Genomic DNA, 17,928 nt, shown 5'->3' with positions numbered 1-17,928 from the left:
AACAATACATGCGCAATATCATCAGCTCGGCCGTGCTGGGCGGCCTGCTGGCCGCGGGAATGGTCTGGAGTGGCAGCTATCTCAAGCAGGCTGCCCAGGTATGGGAATCTTCCAGCCGTGTAGTGACGGTCAAGGGGCTCGCGGAGCGCGAGGTCAAGGCCGACCTGGCCCTCTGGCCGCTGCACTTCAGCGTCAATGCCAATCAGCTGACCGGGCTTCATGAGGCGCTGGCCAATGATGAGCGCAAGATTCGCGCCTTTCTCACCGCACAGGGCTTTCCCGCCGACCAGGTCAGCGTGACCTCTCCCCAGGTGACTGACCTCTACGCCAACAGCTACAACGCCCAGCGCCCGGATGAGCGCTATCGCGCCGAAGCTACGGTGCTGGTGCGCTCGCCCAAGGTCGACCTCGTCAAGCAAAGCGCCTCACTGACCGGTGAACTGGTGCGCGAGGGTATCCTGCTCTCGGCTGACTATGCCTACCGCACCGAATTCCTGTTCACGGGGCTTGAAGCCATCAAGCCGGACATGATCGCGGCCGCGACCGCGGATGCCCGACGCGCCGCCCAGCAGTTCGCGGAGGATTCCGGTAGCACGGTCGGCCACATCAAGCATGCCAGCCAGGGCTATTTCTCGATCTCGGACCTCGACAGCTATACCCCTGACATCAAGAAGGTCAGAGTCGTGACCACCATCGACTACACCCTGAGCCACTGATCACCTCTCGACAGCCCCCTTCTTCGCCGTATGGAGCCCCAATGCCCGACACCCCGCTGAGCAAGACCCAGACAAGCTTCTATCGACGCCTGTTCGTGGCCCACCTCATCGCGCATGACATCGCCAGCGTGCCAGCCATCATCGCGGCCACCGGCATGCCGCGGCGTACCGCCCAGGACACCATCACCGCCCTGGGTGAGCTCGAGATCGTCTGTGAATTCCAGCGCGAGGAGGGCCAGCGCAACAATATCGGCCACTACGTGATTCGTGACTGGGGGCCGATCAATGCCCAGTGGGTAGCCGACAACGCCGAACGTCTGCAGAAAGCGCTGGGCTACGCGTGAGGGGCATGAACTTTATCGAACAACGAGGGCCGAGAAATGGGGAGCGAGAGATGGCTTTCGAGAATGAGCTCTCAAGCATGAGGCCTCAAGCATGATGGCTGACCCATGACGGCCGAGATTCTGGACAGTGCCGTTCAGCACGGCTTGATCGCCGTGCTGATCCAGCTGGCGCTGTGGCCGCTGTTTGGCGTGTGGTCGGCAGGTGCCATCGCCGTCGCCCTGTTTCTGGGCCGTGAGATCGCTCAGCATGAATACAAGGGCGATGGACCCAAGGCAGAGAACTGGGACTACGGCCTGCTGCAGCACTGGAATCTGGATTCCTGTCTCGATGTTGCCCTGCCACTGCTCTGCTGTGTGAGCCTGGCCAGTACGGTCTGGGCGTTAAGGCGCTACCTGGCCCGGGCGTGATCCGCGGCCCGCCTCGCGACTAGATGGGTCGCGCAAGCGCACGGCGAAAAGTGAACGTCGTAAAAAGTGAAAAACCCGTGCAGTCTTCTCTGAACGGCTCCCCTCCCCCAGCGCTGCGTTCTACCCTTCCTTGCCCTGCGCGTTTTGACTGTCCTTATAGCCTTCTCTTCCTGGCTGTCTTCCTTGCTGCCTCGCTAGCCCTTTGCTGGCTGTCTCTTGCCTACATCTGGCCTGCCTTTTCACCTCAGCACGGTGCAACCAGATTCGCTGGAAAGCGTTGCCTCAAGCATCATCAGCCAACGGCAATGCTGGTGACACTGCGCCGTACGGCGCCCGACCCAGTGGCGGAAAGCGCAGTGGCGGAAGGCGCAGAGGCGGAAGGCGCAGAGGCAGCGCGACGACGCAGCGGATGTCGGGCGCGATCCTGCAGGTAGGCCGAGAGCGTTTCCGGGCGGATGCCGGGATGCTGAAAGACGTAATCCTCGGTGATGATCGACAGAAATTCAGCACTGCGTGCGCCCGCGACCTCAAATCCCAAGATGAAGTGGCGCGACTGAGAGACCTCGAAGCAATAGTTTTCGGCGGCCACGGCGCAGGTCTGCACCACATAGCCTCCCCCCAGCTGTTCTCTGAGGATGGATCGTTCGGGATTGAATCGAGATGCCGTGTAAACGTCTATGATTTTCATTATCACCCCCAATATCGACTGGCGCAGTATATACGGAAAATCTAATACTTACATGCTTAGAGAACTCATCCCGCCTACCCCGCACTTCGAGCCGACAGTCAATTGATCCAGATCAACTCAAGCGGCAGCGCTTTCTGGGCCAGATGTCAGTGGCATCTGCCTGGATCAATAGAAAAGCGCTTGCGCGAGCACAGTGCTGATTGAGCTGAGAGGCCGGGAAAGTGAGCAATACGAACCAAAGGCGAGATACGTGAGGCAGGCGGGTCATCGCGAGAATGGTGATGAAGAATGGAAATCGGGAGCTGAAAGATGGAGAGCAGTGAGTGAGCAGTGAGTAAATAGTGACGAGATGGGCATCTTCAGGACATGCGAAAACGCAAAAAGGCCATCCGTTACCGGATGGCCTTTTCACTTGAATCTGGTCGGGACGACAGGATTCGAACCTGCGACCTCTGCAACCCCATTGCAGCGCGCTACCAAGCTGCGCCACGTCCCGACAGTGTCTGGAAGAGCTTCCCCCTCAAGACGAGACGTAATGTACCGCATTGATCTCAAAAAGAAAAGCAGGAATCTCACATTTCTTTACCTGCGTCGTGATCTGGTGTCGCACTGACGCCTGAATCCGCTGTCGGCATTGCAAAATGACCGGGTGCGACGCATGTTCATGAAGCAGGCATTCATTGCGCACCTTCGAATGCAACGCCCATGAACGACAATCGTCCAGAGGAGTTCGCGACCGATGATCCAATTCACGCTTACCACCACGCTCAAGGGCGGCACCAGCGTCAGCGGCGACCCCATCAAGGTCAGCGCCGAGAGCGCCCCTGCCGCCGGCAGCCAGATCACCAAGGGGCAATGGCCCGCACTCGACGCCTTGTCACCCAACTTTCCGGTGACAGTGACGGGAGTCGAAGAGGACGAGGATGGCAATACCCTCGTGCGCCTCAAGGAAGCCGACAGCCCGGATGCCAACGACCCCGACAGCTACCGCTACACGCCCTGGAAGTAACGGAGCGACGCCGGGTAGCATCGGGAAGGTATGAGGGGTTATCGCGCCAGCGTCGAGAAGGCAATATATTGCGCTTCATGCGGAAAGTTGGACGCCTTCATTTCGCGCAGCTTCTTGTCAGACAAGTTATGACCCACGCTGCGTTAGCATAGGGTTTGCGGAGCCTTCGTTGGCTCTGGCGAGCTGTGGCTGATGATGAGGTGGTGTATCATCCAGCCTTTCCCGGTTGGTGCCTGATGTGCACTGACATCTCGATGCCCGAGGTCACATGGTCAGCCCATTGAAATTGATAGTTACCTCCTGGCGCTGGCTGGTCGGCAAGACCGGCTCCGCCCGAGAGACACTCCATCATGGCTTTCTCGTTTCCGCATTCTTCATCGGGTTGATTTCGGCCCTCTTCAATTCCCTGCTGGGCCTCACCCTGCCGGCGTACAACATCGTGCTGGTCATCACCAGCGCGTTCATCGCCCTGATGTGGTATCGCTCGCGGTTTCATGGCGAGTTCCAGCGCATGGCCTGGCTGTTCTGTGCGCTGGTCACTTTCGTGATGCTGCCCGGCAACTGGCTGTTCAATCATGGCGCGACCGGCCCGACCCTGCTCTTCTACCTGATGGCGTCGGCCTATGTATTGGCGGTACTGCCCGCCGACCCCAAGCGCCGAGGCATCATCGTCATCGGCCTGATGTTCATGCCATGGGCACTGCTGGCGTTTGAGCATGCAAGGCCGGGCCTGGTCAGCAGCTATGCCAGCGAAGGCATGCGTTTTCTCGATATGGGCTTCAGCTACACGCTGGCCTTCGGGCTTCTCAGCGTGGTGATCGCAGGCTATGCCCGACGTATCCATGAAGAGCGTGATATCGCCAATGCCTATGCGGCGCGACTCGAGCGCCTCAGCCTGCTGGACAGTCTGACCGGCCTCTACAATCACCGCGCCATCCACGAACAGGCCGAAGCCTGGATCAGGCGTTCGCAAAGTGCCTGCCTGCTGATCTGCGACCTGGATCACTTCAAGATGATCAATGACAACCACGGCCACCCGTACGGCGACACGGTACTGGAAGAGTTCTCACGCCATGTCAGCCAGTTGACCCGAGAGTTCTCGGGAGAAGCCGGACGCTATGGCGGCGAGGAGTTCATGATCCTGATTCCCGGCACCCTGGCGACGGCTCGCCAGTTCGATGGATGCCTGCGGGAGCGCTGCGAAGCCTCGCCCCTGTTGCATGGCGTGATTCTCTTCAGCACCGGCGCCAGCGAATTGCACGCCGATGACACCCTGTCGAGCTGGGTCAAGCGCAGCGATGACGCCCTCTACCACGCCAAGGAAAATGGCCGAGGCCGTCTGATGGTCGACAAGGACCTGAGCGTCATCTGAGCCTTCACCCGCCCGACCTGGACCGACTGAGCCCCCAGACACAACGCCCCCGCAAGCATGGCTTGCGGGGGCGTTGTGTCTGGGCCGGTGCGAGGCTGATGTCGCTCAGCGCTCGCCCTTCAGCCACTCGAGATTGATCTCGTGCTGGCCATTGTCATCGGTGATGAAGATGGTGCCTTCGGAGATCATCACGGTCCACTTGATGTTGCGCGGCAGCGACTCGGTGATGGCGTCCAGCGACCCTTCCGGCACGGCCGCGATGCTCAGGTTGGAGAGCCCAGCCACCGCCGGCACGACCTTGGTTTCCCACACACGCAGGCTGCCATAGGCCAGCAGCGAGGTACGCTCGGTGCGTCGCGAGCACCAGGTCAGGCGCTCGGCATCCGGCTGACCGACTTCGATCCAGTGCAGGATACGGCCATCGAGGCTCTTTTCCCACAACGCCGGCTCATCGACATCGGACAGGCCGCGACCGAACGCGATGTTCTCGCTGTACCACAGGGCGTGGCCCAGCAGACGCACGCAAAGACGCAGTTCGGTTTCGGAGGGGTGACGAGCCACCGTGAAGCGCAGGGTCTCGTAGACGCCGCGATCCAGGTCGGTCAGCGACAGATCCACCTTGTAAGGCGTGGAAGACAGGGCCATGAAAATCTCTTCTTGAAAAGGCAGACGTCTTGGAAAGGCAATGGCAGGAAGACACTATCCCGATAAAGCACCATGCTCCTCGACTGAACCACGCGCGTGAAAATGCAAGCGCGTGGGTGCGGAGCGCAGAGTCTACCCTAGCCGGGCCCTGAACGCCCGACTCCTGCCTGGCATGCCAGCCCTCAGGCGAGGTGACGCGCCACCAAGGCATCGATGGCATCGATATCGCTCAGGCGTTCGCGCGTCATGATCAACTCGCGCCCGAGCGCCAGCGCCCGCCGCTCGGCGCGTGCGCGGGTGGCCTCATCGCTGATGGATTCGAGCTCCAGAATATGCGCAAGCCCCACAGTGCGGCGGATCAGCTCACAGCCGGCATAGCCCAGTGCATCACGCAACATGCGAGACAACAGATGCTCTGCCACGCCCGACGCAGCGAAGCTGGCATCCGATGTATGGGTGGCCTGCTCACGATACTCACAAGCGAAGCTCTCCCAACTGGCGACCGCCTGGGCGCGCAGCTGCGCTACGTAGTCACGCTTGTTGCCCTGTTCTCCCTCAAGCTCGGTATGCGCACAGGCCGCCAGCCACAGTGCTGCCAGCCAGCTGCCAATATCAAAGCCCGCCGGCCCGAAGAAGCCGAATTCCGGATCGATGACCTTCGTACTGTCTTCACGCACGAAGATAGAGCCCGCATGCAGATCACCATGCAGCAGTGCCTCGGGCGCGGAGAGGAAACGCTGCTTGAGCTCCGCCACTTCGACCTTCAGGGCAGCATCCTGCCACAGGGCTTCGGCATCCGCGCGCAGCGCCGGATTGATGCTGTTGCGCTCGTGATCACAGAACGGATCGATGAAGAACAGGTCTTCGGTGATCTTGCACTGATCGGGATTGATGAAGCGGGCGACGCGCGCCTTCTTGTCGTGGGCATCGAGTGCCAGATCGCTGCTGCGATAAAGCGTAGTGGCCAGAAAATGCCCCATCTGCTCGCCCAGCCGGGGCAATGACGCGCGCTCCAGGAAGGCATGGCGCAGATTGCGGTGATCGCCGATATCTTCCATCACGATCGCTGAACGAGCTTCATCGAAGTGATAAAGCGCCGGCACCAGGTCCGGCGCGCAGTCTGCCTCGAACTGCAGAGTTTCCGCCTCGATGCGCACACGCACCAGCGACAGCGGCCAGCTTTCGCCGATGATGCGCACCCAGGGCAGGCCCTGCTTGACGATTACCGAGGCGGAGCGGTCCGGCGTGCAGACGCGATAGACATAGTTGATGTTGCCATCGCCGATCTCTTCGACCTGAAGTGCTTCAGCGGTCGCGAAGCCCGGATATCGAGCACCGACGTGCTGGCGCGCGAAGGCGATCACATCCGCATCATCGCGAAACTGATAGTCGATGGAAGGCGCGTGGCTAGCGGTGGGGTCTTGAGCAGTCATGGCAGGTCTCAGCGCTGAATCATGAAGTCGCCGGCCTCGGCGACGCTTCGCGTGCATGGCATGCGAAGCACCTCAAGGCTCTCACTTTATTCATTTAAGAAATAAGAAGGCGATCAGTTATAGCGAGAAGATGCCTGCTGGCGCGGCGATTGGCAAGACCTGCCGAGCGAGTTTTGCTCAGCTCGGCAGGCGCTTGTCGCATGCAGGATGCTGGATTACTGGATGGGAGCCAGCAGATAGGCCGCGCGCGAGATCAGCTTGCGCCACATCGGCCGCGCATCCAGCTCTTCGCAGCTGATTTCACGACAGTGGCGGAAGTCCTCTTCGAGCATCGCCTCCACTTCCGAGGCAAACTGGTGATCGGGCACGAACGCCGTGATCTCGAAGTTGAGGCGGAAGGAGCGGTTGTCAAGATTGACGGTGCCGATGGTTGCCGTATGACTATCCATCAACATCACCTTCTGATGCAGGAAGCCTGGCTGATAGCGGAAGACGCGTACGCCGGAGCGAATCATCTCGGACAGGAACGAGAACGCCGACAGGAACACCAGCAGGTGATCGGGTCGCTCAGGAATCATCACCCGCACATCCACCCCGCGCAGCGCAGCGATCTTGAGCGCATCCTGCACGCCCTGGTCCGGCACGAAATAAGGGCTGGTGATCCAGATGCGGCTGACCGAGGAGTGAATCGCCTGCTGCACCAGCAGGCTGGCCGTCTCGCGGCGGTCCGCCGGGCCGGAAGGCACGATCACTACATGCTGACATTCGTCACAGCTGATCTGCGGCTGCCATTCAAGCGACAGCACCTCACCGGTCGCCCAGTGCCAGTCTTCCCAGAAGGCTTCCTGCAGGCCCATCACGCTGGGGCCCTCAAGCTTGAGATGGGTATCACGCCAGGCCCCGTAACGCTCGGAATGGCCCAGATATTCATTGCCGACATTCAGCCCGCCCACGAAGCCGACACGGCCGTCGATGACGGTGATCTTGCGATGATTACGGAAGTTGATCTGGAAACGATGACGCCAGCCCCGCGAGGAATTGAAGGCACTGACCTCACACCCCGATTCCATCAGATCATTCAGATAGCCGTCGGGCAGCTTGCGCGAGCCGATCTCGTCATACAGGAAACAGACCCGCACGCCGCGTTCGGCGCGGCGCATCAACTTCTGCTTGAGACGCACCCCCAGTTCATCGTTTCGCACGATGAAGAACTGGATCAGGATGTAATCCTCGGCGGTATCGATGGCATGAAACAGCGAATCGAAGGTGTGCTCGCCATTGATCAACAACTTGGCGCGGTTGCCGGTGGTGACAGGCATCATCGCCAGGCGCTCTATGGCATCCAGATGGGTGGGATTGCCGCCCAGCGGGCGTGACAGCCACGGCGACAGTTTGGGACGGAAACGCATCAAGACGCGGCGCATGGTCGAGTCGCGCTCCTCGCGAGCGCTGACATAACCATAGAAACGTGGACGCCCGAATACCCAGTACAGTGGCAGGGCGACGTAGGGAAAGGTCAGCAGACACAGAATCCAGGCGATCGCACCCTGGGAGGTACGACTGGACATCAGGGCCATGACGGCGGTCATCGCACCCAGAATGTGACTGCTCAACAGCAGAAAGCCAAGTAACCAGGCGGTCATTGCAGCTCCATTGCAGGCGTCAGGGTTGCCAGAGTATGCCACAGCAGTGCGCGCAACGATGCCATGACATCGACGGCACACAGACGAAGACCCCCGCCGGCATGCCATCACCGGCGGGGGTCTTCAGGTCATATCCACACGATACGACGGCGTATCACGACAGGGCCATCATGCACGCTCAGCGATGATTTCCTTCCACTTGGCCGGGCCCGTCTGGTGCACGGAGACACCCGCGCTGTCGACGGCTACGGTCACCGGCATGTCTTCGACCTCGAATTCGTAGATCGCTTCCATGCCCAGGTCTTCAAATGCCAGCACACGGGATTTCTTGATCGCCTGGGCGACCAGGTAGGCAGCGCCGCCGACGGCCATCAGGTAGCTGGACTTGTTGTCACGGATGGCGTCGATCGCGGTCGGGCCACGCTCTGCCTTGCCGACCATGCCCAAGAGGCCGGTCTCTTCCAGCAAGGTGCGCGTGAACTTGTCCATGCGGGTCGCGGTGGTCGGGCCAGCCGGACCGACGACTTCGTCACGGATCGGGTCGACCGGGCCGACGTAATAGATGAAGCGACCCTTGAGATCGACCGGCAGCTGCTCGCCGCGTGCCAGCATCTCGGTCATGCGCTTGTGAGCGGCGTCACGGCCGGTCAGCAGCTTGCCATTGAGCAGCAGGGTGTCGCCCGGCTGCCAGCTCTGCACTTCCTCGGGCGTCACGGTGTCGAGGTTGACACGCTTGACACTGTCGCCTGCTTCACGGGTGATTTCCGGCCAGTCCTCGAGCTTGGGTGCCGGCAGTTCTGCCACACCGCTGCCATCCAGGGTGAAGTGCACGTGACGGGTCGCCGCACAGTTCGGGATGATCGCCACCGGCTTGTTGGCCGCGTGGGTCGGATAATCCATGACCTTGATGTCGAGCACGGTGGTCAGACCACCGAGGCCCTGGGCGCCGACGCCAGTGGCGTTGACCTTCTCGAACAGCTCGAGACGGATCTCTTCGGCACGGTTGGAGGCACCACGCGCCTTCAGTTCCTGGATATCGATCGGCTCGAGCAGGGACTCCTTGGCCAGCTGCATCGCCTTCTCGGCGGTACCGCCGATGCCGATACCCAGCATGCCGGGCGGACACCAGCCAGCGCCCATCTTCGGAATCTGCTCCAGCACCCAGTCGACTACGGAGTCGGACGGGTTGAGCATCGCGAACTTGGACTTGGCTTCGCTGCCGCCACCTTTGGCCGCGACGTGGATCTCGACGCTGTCACCCGGCACCAGCTTGTGGTGGATGATGGCGGGCGTGTTGTCCTTGGTGTTGGCACGCTTGCCGTCCGGGTCTGCCAGCACAGAGGCGCGCAGCACGTTGTCCGGCAGCAGATAGGCGCGACGCACGCCTTCGTTGACCATGTCATCCAGGCTCATGTCGGCCTCGAAGCGCACGTTCATGCCGACGTGAACGAAGACGGTGACGATACCGGTGTCCTGACAGATGGGACGATGACCCAGGGCACACATCCGGGAGTTGATCAGGATCTGCGCGATGGCATCCTTGGCGGCAGGATTCTCTTCACGCTCGTACGCCGCGTTCATGGCGTCGATGAAATCCTTCGGATGGTAGTAGGAGATGTACTGCAGCGCGTCGGCGACGCTCTGGATCAGGTCATCCTGGCGGATCACGGTCATCAGGATCGGCTCCTCAAGGGCAAGCGATGGAAAAGACAGACACACTGGCGCACAGGGCACAGGGGCGATTACTGTTGTCAGGCACGGCAATCGCGCCGCCACGGGGCGAGCGTCAGATCAGGTGCGCGGGATTATACCTCATGCGAGCACGCGGCGGCAGAGCGAATCCTGCAACCCGCAAGACATGAGAATTCAGCAGGTTATGGCCCAGTCTGCGCAAGGCTCTCCCGCCCTGAGCCGCCTGCTTCGCTGCCGGCAGTCGCGTGTATCGCGAAGCGACTGCCGCCGTCCCGTTGCGGTACCGTCCTGTCATGCAGACTCCCCTTCTTCAGCCACGATGATTGCTCAATGACGCCACGCGACTGTTCACCCCCCTCCTTCTCGCCACGCCTCTTCCCGCGACGCTTCTTCTCGCGGCGTCTGCTGTCGCTGGCCGCTGCCGCGCTCACGATGTTGCTGGCAGGCTGTGGCACCCAGTCGGGTTCTGGCGCAGGTGTCGGGAGCGATACCTTCGACTGGGTGACGCCCTCCCCCCACGGCAAGAGCAATTCACGGGTTCGCCATCTGGTACTTCACTACACCGATGATGATCTGCACGGCTCCCTGCTCAGCCTGACGGGCTCTCAGGTCAGCGCTCATTATCTGCTGTCGGCGCCGATGCCCGCGACCGGCCTGCCGCGCGTCTATCCGCTGGTGCCGGAAGCGCGCCGCGCCTGGCATGCCGGCGTCAGCCAGTGGGGTGAGCGCAGCAATCTCAATGACACCTCCATCGGTATCGAGATCGTCAATGCCGGGCCCCTGGCACTGGAGCCATTGCAGGGAGGCGAGCAGGAAGATGCCAGGGAGGCGGTCGCCAGGCGCTGGGCCCCCTCACGTGGCTTCGCACCGTGGAGCGAGGCGCAGATCACTGCATTAATCACGCTGCTCAAGCCCATCATCGCGCGCCATGGCATCAAGGCGGTGGATATCGTCGGGCACTCGGACATCGCCCCTGAGCGCAAGACCGACCCCGGCCCGCGATTCCCCTGGCAACGCCTGCATGACGCCGGCATCGGTGCCTGGCCACGCACCTCTGACGTGCTGTGCTTCCAGCGCCAACTGGCAAGCGAAGGGCTGCCATCACGAGAGGTTCTGCTCACGGCGCTGACGCATTACGGCTACCCAGTGGACGTCGCACGGCCCGAACTGGCGATTGCCGCGTTCCAGGCACACTTTCGTCCCGGGTCGATCAGTGGGGCCTTCGATGTCGAGAGTATCGCGATATTGCTGGCGCTCAACGCACGTTACCGCCAGTCGCCTGGCTGCCAGCCGCCCTGAAAACGTCAGGCATGAGCCCCGGACAGTCACCTGAATGTCACTTCCCTGTCACATTTCTGACGCAGCATCGATTTGTCCTTGACGCACCAAACAGATTTGCATGGCAGTTTGACGACCGCCGTCTACTCTGGGATGAGGCATGACCAGAGAGGGTCATGGGCAGACAAGCTAGCGACTGGCTCGAAGAAGCCGGAATACCCCATCACAATGAGGTTCATCATGGCTGACAACATTCTCAGTGCAGTACCTGAAACGGCAGCAGACATGACAACACCCGCCACATCCCCCGGGGCTCTTGGATTCGTCGTCTGTGATGACAATCGCATCTATGGGGCGGGCATGAGCGAAGAAGACTGCCTCGACAACGCCCTGGAGTGCCTGTGCGGTTTCTGTGAGCGCAGCGCGCTCAAGAAGATGCTGGAGCTATGTCAATCCGGCGTGCGCTATCCCTTGCGCCAGCTTCCCGCCAGCCAGGCCTGCGTCAGCAATTGCCAGGTCTCCGGCCCTACCGATCATTACCGTATCCATGACGGCGTCGCCTATGCTCCGGAAGAATTCGTGACACCTCTCTCGGCGTAAGCCATTCACGCCACTTTACCCGCCCCCCCCTGGCTCGCACCCTGCATCGCATCCTCAAGAAAGCGCCCCTGCCACCGAGGTTTCAGTGACAGGGGCGCGTTCTTTTGCATTGCCTTCCTCTGGTGAGGCGCGACAGCGAATCACGTGCCAGGCCTCTCAGCCGCCAAGATAGGCACGACGCACGTCATCATTGGCCAGCAGCGCCTTGCCGCTGTCCGCCAGCACCACGCGACCATGCTCCAGCACATAACCGCGATCGGCGATCGACAGGGCGCGATGGGCATTCTGCTCCACCAGGAAGATGGTGGTGCCCTGCTCGCGCAGCTGCTCTACGATCTCGAAGATCTGCCCGATCACGATGGGCGCCAGCCCCAGCGATGGCTCATCGAGCAACAACAGCCGCGGCCGACTCATCAGGGCGCGCCCGATGGCCAACATCTGCTGCTCTCCGCCGGACATGGTGCCGCCGCGCTGCTGAAAGCGTTCCTTGAGGCGCGGGAAGAGCCCCAGCACGTGCTCGATACTGCGCTCGTTTTCCTCCTTGCTCTGGTAATAGCCGCCCATGGCAAGATTCTCCTCCACCGTCATGCCGGTGAAGATGCGGCGACCTTCCGGCACCACCGACAGCCCTCCACGCATCACACGCGCCGTGGGTGTACCGGTGATCTCCTCGCCCTCGAACCACACCCGCCCGCTGGTCGGACGCGGATCGCCACAGATCGACATTAGAAGCGTCGTCTTGCCGGCACCGTTGGCACCGATCAGCGTCACGATCTCGCCCTGTCCGACGGCCAGCGAGACATCATTGAGCGCCTGCACCGGCCCGTAGTGGGTGGTCAGATGCTCGAGGGCCAGCATGGCCTCCCGGGGCGCGAGCTCCTCACCGGCAAGCGTGGCCTCGGGTGTCACGTCTTCGACATGCTCACTCATGATCACTCTTCCCCCAGATAGGCCTTGATCACGGCATCATTGCGCCGTATGTCTTCCGGACTGCCATCCGCCAGCGGCTGGCCCTGATTGACCACGTAGATGTGGTCCGAGATGCCCATTACCAGACTCATATCATGCTCGATCAACAGCACCGAGATGCCCTCATCGCGGGTCAGGCTGACGATCAGATCATCCAGATCGCGCGTTTCATTGGGATTGAGGCCCGCCGCCGGCTCATCCAGCATCAGCAGCCGCGGCCTGGCGACCATGCAGCGCGCGATCTCGAGCCGACGCTGCTGGCCATAGGCCAGATTGCCCGCCTCGCGGTTGGCGAATTCGAGCAGACCGACTCGCTCCAGCCAGTCGCCGGCATGCTGCATCAGCGCCTTTTCACTGCGTCGATAGCCCGGCGTCTTGAACAGTCCCTTGAGAAGGTTGCGTTCGGCGTGCATGTGCTGCGCCACCAGCAGGTTCTCGATGACGGTCATCTCCTTGAACAACCGCACGTTCTGGAAGGTGCGCACCATGCCAGCCTGAGCAATTCGGTAGCCCGGTAGACGATGCATGGCGCGGTTCTGGAAATACACCTCGCCGCCAGTCGGCTGATAGAAGCCGGAAATGCAGTTGAAGACGGTGGTCTTGCCTGCACCATTCGGTCCGATGACCGACACCACCTCCCCCGGATGTACCTGAAGCGTCACCCCATCCACGGCCTTGAGGCCACCGAACTGCATGGTGAGGTCACACACATCCAGCAACGGTGCCCTACCCTCGGCGCGCGCCTGACGATGTGAGGAGGTGGCTGGTGCTGCCTTGTCGAGGCCTTGCCTGTCGTGGACCTGCTTGTCACAGACCTGATTATCATGTGTGTCAGCCACGGTCGAGCTCCATCTGCGGTCGTTTGAGCGGCACCAGGCCCTGAGGACGCCATACCATCATCAGCACCATCATCAGTCCGAACAGCAGCATGCGATATTCATTGAATTCGCGTGCCAGCTCCGGCAACAGCGTCATGGCGATCGCGGCCAGAATCACACCCAATTGCGAGCCCATTCCCCCCAGCACCACGATGGCCAGAATGATCGCCGACTCGATGAAGGTGAAGGATTCTGGGCTGATGAAACCCTGACGCGCAGCGAAGAAGGCACCGGCGAAACCGGCGAAGCTCGCACCGATCGTGAAGGCCGAGAGCTTGATACCGGTGGGGTTCATCCCCAGCGAGCGACAGGCGATGTCATCCTCGCGCAGCGCCTCCCACGCCCGCCCGATGGGCATGCGCAGCAAGCGGTAGATCACGAACAGCGTGATCAGCACCAGAATCAAGGCCAGCAGATACAGGTAGATCACCTTGAGGGCCGGGTCATAGTCGATGCCGAAGAACTCATGGAAGGCGATGTTGCCCTCGTCGGCCCGCCGCGAGAACTCGAGATTGAACAAGGTCGGCTTGGGAATGCGCGCGATGCCATTCGGGCCGCCAGTCAACTCGGTCCAGTTGTTGAGCAGGATGCGGATGATCTCGCCGAAGCCCAGCGTCACGATGGCCAGATAGTCACCACGCAGCCGTAGCACGGGGAAGCCAAGCAGATAGCCGAACAGCGCCGTCATCAATCCGGCGATGGGCAATGCCTCCCAGAAGCTGAAGCCCAGATAGCTGTTGAGCAGCGCATAGGTATAGGCCCCAACGGCGTAGAAGCCCACGTAGCCGAGATCCAGCAGCCCGGCGAGCCCTACCACCACGTTGAGCCCCAGGCCCAGCATGATGTAGATCAGCGTCAGGGTGGCGAGGTCCACCGCCGAGCGGTTGGAGAGGAACGGGAAGATCAGCAACGCACCGATGGCCAGCATGATCCACAGCTGACGCTTCTGACCGCTCATGACATCAGGGACGCTGAAACGTGAAGGTTTGCGCGTGCGTGCGCGCCACTCCTCGATCTGCGGACGTACCAGCTGATGCAGGAAGACGGCCAGCGCCGCGGCCAGCAACCATCCCCAGGTGTCCATGCCCATCAAGCGTACCGTGGTGGTGATGCCGGTGGACTCGAGCTGCACACCCAGTACCGAGCCCCCCAGCACGAGGGTCAGCACGGCGGCCGCAAGTGCCGACCACCAGGGACGCCGATAGGAAGGCTGTGGCGGAATCGTCTCGGCGGGTGAGGTACCCGCTGTATTCAAAGTCTGTTTCGCAAGCTTGGGCATCAGATCTTCTCCACTTCGGGCTTGCCGAGAATCCCGGAGGGACGGAACAGCAGAATCAGGATCAGCAGTCCGAAGGCCACCACGTCCTTGTATTCAGTCGACAGGTAACCGCCGGTCAGCGCCTCCGCGACGCCCAGCAGCAGGCCACCCAGCATGGCGCCGGGGATACTGCCGATACCGCCCAGCACCGCCGCCGTGAACGCCTTGAGGCCAGCCAGGAAGCCGATGTAGGGATTGACCACGCCGTAGTACATGCCGAGCAGCAGGCCTGCCACGGCGGCAAGTGCCGCCCCGATCACGAAGGTCATCGAGATGATCATGTCGGTATTGATGCCCAGCAGACGCGCCATGCCGGCATCCTGCGAGCAGGCACGGCAGGCACGACCCAGACGCGAGCGCGAGATGAAGGACGACAGCAGCAGCATGCACACCAGGGTGACGCTGAAGATGATCACCTGCATGTAGGAGAGATTGACTGCGAAGCTTTCCAGCCCGAACTCCCAGCCGCCCGGGATCAGGCTGGAGATCGCCATGTCCCGCGAACCCTGGGCCAGACGCATGTAGTTCTGCAGGAAGATCGACATGCCGATCGCCGAGATCAGCGCGATCAGACGCTTTGAGCCACGTACCGGGCGATAGGCCACCCTCTCCACGGCAAAGCCGTAGGCACAGGACACCAGCACCGCCACCAGCAAGGCGGCCGCCATCAGAAAGAAGGGGTTGGCGATACCCAGCATGCCCAGCGCCGCGATGACGATGAAGGTCACGTAGGTGCCGATCATGTAGATCTCGCCGTGGGCGAAATTGATCATGCCGATGATGCCATAGACCATCGTGTAGCCGATGGCGATCAAGGCATAGGTACTGCCGATGGTCAGGCCATTGATGACCTGTTGCAGGAAGTAGAGGATGTCTTCCATTGGAACGACCCTTGGCCGCGACTGTCGTCGGCTTGTGGCCGGTGACCGTCAGGGAAATGCCGCATGTGCGGCGACAACGGGAAGGCACGGCGATGTTGCATCACCGTGGACTCGACCGAACGGAGAAGCCCGCCATGCCAGGTGGCATGACGGGAAGCGTTTCGGGGGTGATCCACCACGGCCACATGAGGTCTTAAATACTCTCTCAAATGATCGCTCAAATGAGGTGCCAGATGTGATGTCACATGGCCGTGGCGAAGGCTGAGCTCAGACGAGCAGAGGCCAGCCGATGATCAATGTGCCGCTTCGCTCTTGGTTCCGTCGGCGTGCCAGTTGTAGACGACGAAGTTGAAGTCCTTCAGATCGCCCTTCTCGTCGTATTCGACCTTGCCGATGGGCGTGTCAAAGCTGTTGGCCTTGAGATATTCGGCGACGTCATAGGGGTCGGTGGAGTCAGCCCCCTTGATGCCATCGGCGATCAGCTCCACCGCGGTGTAGGCCGGCATGACGAATGGCCCGGAGGGGTCCTGATCCTTGTCCTTGAAGGCCGCGACCAGATCGGCGTTCTTCGGGTCTGTCTCGAAGGCCGGCGGCAGCGTCACGTAAAGCCCTTCGGAGGCCTGACCGGCGATCTTGGAAATGTCCGGATTGCCGACCCCTTCCGGGCCCATGAAGGGTGCATCGAAGCCCAGCTCACGCGACTGACGCAGCAAGAGGCCCAGCTCCGGGTGATAGCCGCCGTAGTAGACGAAGTCGACATTCTCCTTCTTGAGCTTGGAGATCAGCGCCGAAAAATCCTTGTCGCCTGCCGTGATGCCCTCGAACAGCACCACATCGATGCCGGCTTCCTCGACGGTATCGCGCACGCCGGTGGCGATGCCTTCCCCGTACTGCTGCTTGTCGTGGATCACGGCCATGTGCTTGGGCTTGACCGTCTCGGCGATATAGCGCCCGGCGACCGGCCCCTGCAGGGAATCCAGGCCGATGGTGCGGAAGACCAGCTCATAGCCCTGCTCGGTGATGGTCGGGCTGGTGGACGCCGCCGTGATCATCATCACGCCTTCCTCGGCGTAGATGTCCGAGGCCGGCTGGGTCGCACTGGAGCACAGGTGGCCGATCACGTACTGGACACCGTCATTGACGATCTGGTTGGCCACCGCCACCGCCTGCTTGGGATCACAGGCGTCATCGTATTTGACGCCCTTGAGCATCTCGCCGTCGACGCCACCGGCGGCATTGATCCGCTCGATGGCCATCTCGGCACCGATGAACTGCATGTCACCGTACTGGGCAACCGGCCCCGTGACAGGGCCTGCCATGGCGATGGTGATATCGGCCTGAGCCTGGGTGGACATCGCCGCGGCGATACCGAGAGCGAGAAGAGACCTGCGCATCATGATGAGAATTCCTGTTCCCGATTATTGTTGTACTACGGCCGGGCAGACCTGACTGACGCCTGGTGCCAACGCTGGGCTGACCGAAAAAGGCTGGCGACAGTGTCTGTCATTCGCTGACCTTGTGCGCCGCTGCCAGCCTGCAGGCAGGGGGTCGACACGTCAGGAATGCCTTGAAAGCATTATTGGCAGCAGCGAATACGCATGTAAAGTGACCGTTTGGGCGCTTATGAATGCGGCTCGGCAGCCTGCCAATAGTGAAAAGCACCACGCTTCCCAATATGGCCAGACAATCCTCGGAAAACCCGATTAAAGCCAGTCATTGGCACATGCCAACACGCGGATAACAGGATTTCCCTCTCCTCTTGCACCATCAGGACGCGCCGCAGCCCCCTGCCCGGCTACGCCCAAGGTTGTAAGAGAAGCAATGCTGCCGCCCTCCCCGAGCAACCGGTTGCCCCTGAGCCATGCACTGAGCTGCCATGTGATGATTTGCGAAGCATAGGCAAGATAACGGGATAACTCACTGATGACGCTTGCGCAACACATATCCGCCGCGCGCTGGTACCAGGGTGCCTGCAGACAGGCACACGCCAGCCCTGAACGCCACGCGCCCGACGATGGGTGACATCGTCGGGCGCGCAGGGTAATGCCTTTGGC

The 17,928-nt window shown here is 61.3% G+C and carries 17 protein-coding genes and 1 tRNA gene; 7 read left to right on the top strand and 11 right to left on the bottom strand.

The genetic code is table 11. The annotated features are described in order from the left end of the window. The first annotated feature begins 8 nt into the window (after nucleotides 1–8). From MKZ40_RS07815 to MKZ40_RS07805, 3 genes are all read left to right on the top strand, one after another. Nucleotides 9–716 (top strand): SIMPL domain-containing protein, encoded by a 708-nt coding sequence (locus MKZ40_RS07815; RefSeq protein WP_153635909.1) that lies wholly within the window; start codon nucleotides 9–11, stop codon nucleotides 714–716. Nucleotides 717–757: 41 nt separating this feature from the next. Further along, nucleotides 758–1,060 carry a winged helix-turn-helix domain-containing protein gene (locus MKZ40_RS07810; RefSeq protein ID WP_153635910.1) on the top strand — a complete coding sequence of 101 codons (303 nt, stop codon included), beginning with the start codon at nucleotides 758–760 and terminating at the stop codon, nucleotides 1,058–1,060. Nucleotides 1,061–1,165: 105 nt separating this feature from the next. Further along, entirely contained in the window at nucleotides 1,166–1,468 is a 303-nt protein-coding gene (locus tag MKZ40_RS07805; RefSeq protein ID WP_153635911.1) for a hypothetical protein, read from the top strand. A 292-nt stretch (nucleotides 1,469–1,760) separates the two neighbouring features. On the opposite strand, the gene MKZ40_RS07800 is transcribed toward MKZ40_RS07805, so the two are convergent. Then, nucleotides 1,761–2,072, bottom strand: a complete 312-nt coding sequence (locus MKZ40_RS07800) for a hypothetical protein (RefSeq protein ID WP_175090120.1) — start codon at nucleotides 2,070–2,072, stop codon at nucleotides 1,761–1,763. Nucleotides 2,073–2,575: 503 nt separating this feature from the next. Further along, nucleotides 2,576–2,652: transfer RNA gene (locus tag MKZ40_RS07795), tRNA-Pro, on the bottom strand. A 243-nt stretch (nucleotides 2,653–2,895) separates the two neighbouring features. On the opposite strand from MKZ40_RS07795, the gene MKZ40_RS07790 reads away from it, so the two are divergent. Together MKZ40_RS07790 and MKZ40_RS07785 are read left to right on the top strand one after the other, a co-directional pair. Continuing rightward, nucleotides 2,896–3,165 carry a hypothetical protein gene (locus tag MKZ40_RS07790; protein WP_153635913.1) on the top strand — a complete coding sequence of 90 codons (270 nt, stop codon included), beginning with the start codon at nucleotides 2,896–2,898 and terminating at the stop codon, nucleotides 3,163–3,165. Nucleotides 3,166–3,445: 280 nt separating this feature from the next. Continuing rightward, complete coding sequence (locus MKZ40_RS07785) at nucleotides 3,446–4,537, top strand: GGDEF domain-containing protein (protein WP_172978678.1); 1,092 nt, start codon at nucleotides 3,446–3,448, stop codon at nucleotides 4,535–4,537. A 105-nt stretch (nucleotides 4,538–4,642) separates the two neighbouring features. Here MKZ40_RS07785 and MKZ40_RS07780 read toward each other — a convergent pair whose 3' ends face one another. From MKZ40_RS07780 to MKZ40_RS07765, 4 genes are all read right to left on the bottom strand, one after another. Next, nucleotides 4,643–5,182: a YaeQ family protein gene (locus tag MKZ40_RS07780; RefSeq protein WP_153635915.1), complete on the bottom strand. Its 540-nt coding sequence runs from the start codon at nucleotides 5,180–5,182 to the stop codon at nucleotides 4,643–4,645. A gap of 182 nt (nucleotides 5,183–5,364) precedes the next feature. Next, entirely contained in the window at nucleotides 5,365–6,615 is a 1,251-nt protein-coding gene (mtnK, locus tag MKZ40_RS07775) for an S-methyl-5-thioribose kinase (RefSeq protein ID WP_153635916.1), read from the bottom strand. A 215-nt stretch (nucleotides 6,616–6,830) separates the two neighbouring features. Beyond that, nucleotides 6,831–8,258, bottom strand: a complete 1,428-nt coding sequence (gene cls / locus MKZ40_RS07770; protein ID WP_153635917.1) for a cardiolipin synthase — start codon at nucleotides 8,256–8,258, stop codon at nucleotides 6,831–6,833. 168 nt (nucleotides 8,259–8,426) lie between these two features. Continuing rightward, the gene (locus MKZ40_RS07765; protein ID WP_153635918.1) at nucleotides 8,427–9,932 is read right to left on the bottom strand and encodes a fumarate hydratase; all 1,506 of its coding nucleotides are present in this window, start codon (nucleotides 9,930–9,932) and stop codon (nucleotides 8,427–8,429) included. Between the two features lie 348 nt (nucleotides 9,933–10,280). Between MKZ40_RS07765 and MKZ40_RS07760 the strand changes: the two genes are divergently transcribed. Both MKZ40_RS07760 and MKZ40_RS07755 read left to right on the top strand, forming a co-directional pair. Further along, complete coding sequence (locus MKZ40_RS07760) at nucleotides 10,281–11,249, top strand: N-acetylmuramoyl-L-alanine amidase (RefSeq protein WP_225346717.1); 969 nt, start codon at nucleotides 10,281–10,283, stop codon at nucleotides 11,247–11,249. 219 nt (nucleotides 11,250–11,468) lie between these two features. Next, nucleotides 11,469–11,828 (top strand): hypothetical protein, encoded by a 360-nt coding sequence (locus MKZ40_RS07755; RefSeq protein WP_175090119.1) that lies wholly within the window; start codon nucleotides 11,469–11,471, stop codon nucleotides 11,826–11,828. A 156-nt stretch (nucleotides 11,829–11,984) separates the two neighbouring features. Here the strand turns inward: MKZ40_RS07755 and MKZ40_RS07750 are convergent, their stop codons facing one another. From MKZ40_RS07750 to MKZ40_RS07730, 5 genes are all read right to left on the bottom strand, one after another. Continuing rightward, a complete protein-coding gene (locus MKZ40_RS07750; RefSeq protein WP_043336899.1) occupies nucleotides 11,985–12,686 on the bottom strand; it encodes an ABC transporter ATP-binding protein in 702 nt (233 codons plus the stop codon). 74 nt (nucleotides 12,687–12,760) lie between these two features. Next, complete coding sequence (gene livG, locus MKZ40_RS07745; RefSeq protein WP_263643040.1) at nucleotides 12,761–13,516, bottom strand: high-affinity branched-chain amino acid ABC transporter ATP-binding protein LivG; 756 nt, start codon at nucleotides 13,514–13,516, stop codon at nucleotides 12,761–12,763. A gap of 112 nt (nucleotides 13,517–13,628) precedes the next feature. After that, nucleotides 13,629–14,954, bottom strand: coding sequence for a high-affinity branched-chain amino acid ABC transporter permease LivM (gene livM, locus MKZ40_RS07740; protein WP_153635920.1), 1,326 nt, complete (start codon nucleotides 14,952–14,954; stop codon nucleotides 13,629–13,631). Beyond that, nucleotides 14,954–15,874, bottom strand: a complete 921-nt coding sequence (gene livH, locus MKZ40_RS07735) for a high-affinity branched-chain amino acid ABC transporter permease LivH (RefSeq protein ID WP_043336883.1) — start codon at nucleotides 15,872–15,874, stop codon at nucleotides 14,954–14,956. The genes livM and livH overlap by 1 nt, the downstream gene beginning before the upstream one ends. Nucleotides 15,875–16,167: 293 nt before the next feature. Beyond that, nucleotides 16,168–17,271, bottom strand: coding sequence for a branched-chain amino acid ABC transporter substrate-binding protein (locus MKZ40_RS07730; RefSeq protein ID WP_153635921.1), 1,104 nt, complete (start codon nucleotides 17,269–17,271; stop codon nucleotides 16,168–16,170). Nucleotides 17,272–17,928: the final 657 nt, after the last annotated feature.

Origin of the sequence: Cobetia sp. BMC6 (assembly GCF_029991385.1) — a bacterium.
Classification (GTDB): domain Bacteria; phylum Pseudomonadota; class Gammaproteobacteria; order Pseudomonadales; family Halomonadaceae; genus Cobetia.
This window is presented reverse-complemented; position numbering and strand designations above follow the sequence as displayed.

Coding starts and splice junctions, on each gene's coding strand:
- livM (WP_153635920.1), bottom strand. CDS start 14,954: ATGCCCAAGCTTGCGAAACAGACTTTGAATACAGCGGGTACCTCACCC.
- MKZ40_RS07780 (WP_153635915.1), bottom strand. CDS start 5,182: ATGGCCCTGTCTTCCACGCCTTACAAGGTGGATCTGTCGCTGACCGAC.
- MKZ40_RS07760 (WP_225346717.1), top strand. CDS start 10,281: ATGACGCCACGCGACTGTTCACCCCCCTCCTTCTCGCCACGCCTCTTC.
- livH (WP_043336883.1), bottom strand. CDS start 15,874: ATGGAAGACATCCTCTACTTCCTGCAACAGGTCATCAATGGCCTGACC.
- MKZ40_RS07730 (WP_153635921.1), bottom strand. CDS start 17,271: ATGATGCGCAGGTCTCTTCTCGCTCTCGGTATCGCCGCGGCGATGTCC.
- MKZ40_RS07805 (WP_153635911.1), top strand. CDS start 1,166: ATGACGGCCGAGATTCTGGACAGTGCCGTTCAGCACGGCTTGATCGCC.
- MKZ40_RS07755 (WP_175090119.1), top strand. CDS start 11,469: ATGGCTGACAACATTCTCAGTGCAGTACCTGAAACGGCAGCAGACATG.
- MKZ40_RS07765 (WP_153635918.1), bottom strand. CDS start 9,932: ATGACCGTGATCCGCCAGGATGACCTGATCCAGAGCGTCGCCGACGCG.
- MKZ40_RS07810 (WP_153635910.1), top strand. CDS start 758: ATGCCCGACACCCCGCTGAGCAAGACCCAGACAAGCTTCTATCGACGC.
- MKZ40_RS07815 (WP_153635909.1), top strand. CDS start 9: ATGCGCAATATCATCAGCTCGGCCGTGCTGGGCGGCCTGCTGGCCGCG.
- MKZ40_RS07750 (WP_043336899.1), bottom strand. CDS start 12,686: ATGCTGGCCCTCGAGCATCTGACCACCCACTACGGGCCGGTGCAGGCG.
- MKZ40_RS07790 (WP_153635913.1), top strand. CDS start 2,896: ATGATCCAATTCACGCTTACCACCACGCTCAAGGGCGGCACCAGCGTC.
- mtnK (WP_153635916.1), bottom strand. CDS start 6,615: ATGACTGCTCAAGACCCCACCGCTAGCCACGCGCCTTCCATCGACTAT.
- cls (WP_153635917.1), bottom strand. CDS start 8,258: ATGACCGCCTGGTTACTTGGCTTTCTGCTGTTGAGCAGTCACATTCTG.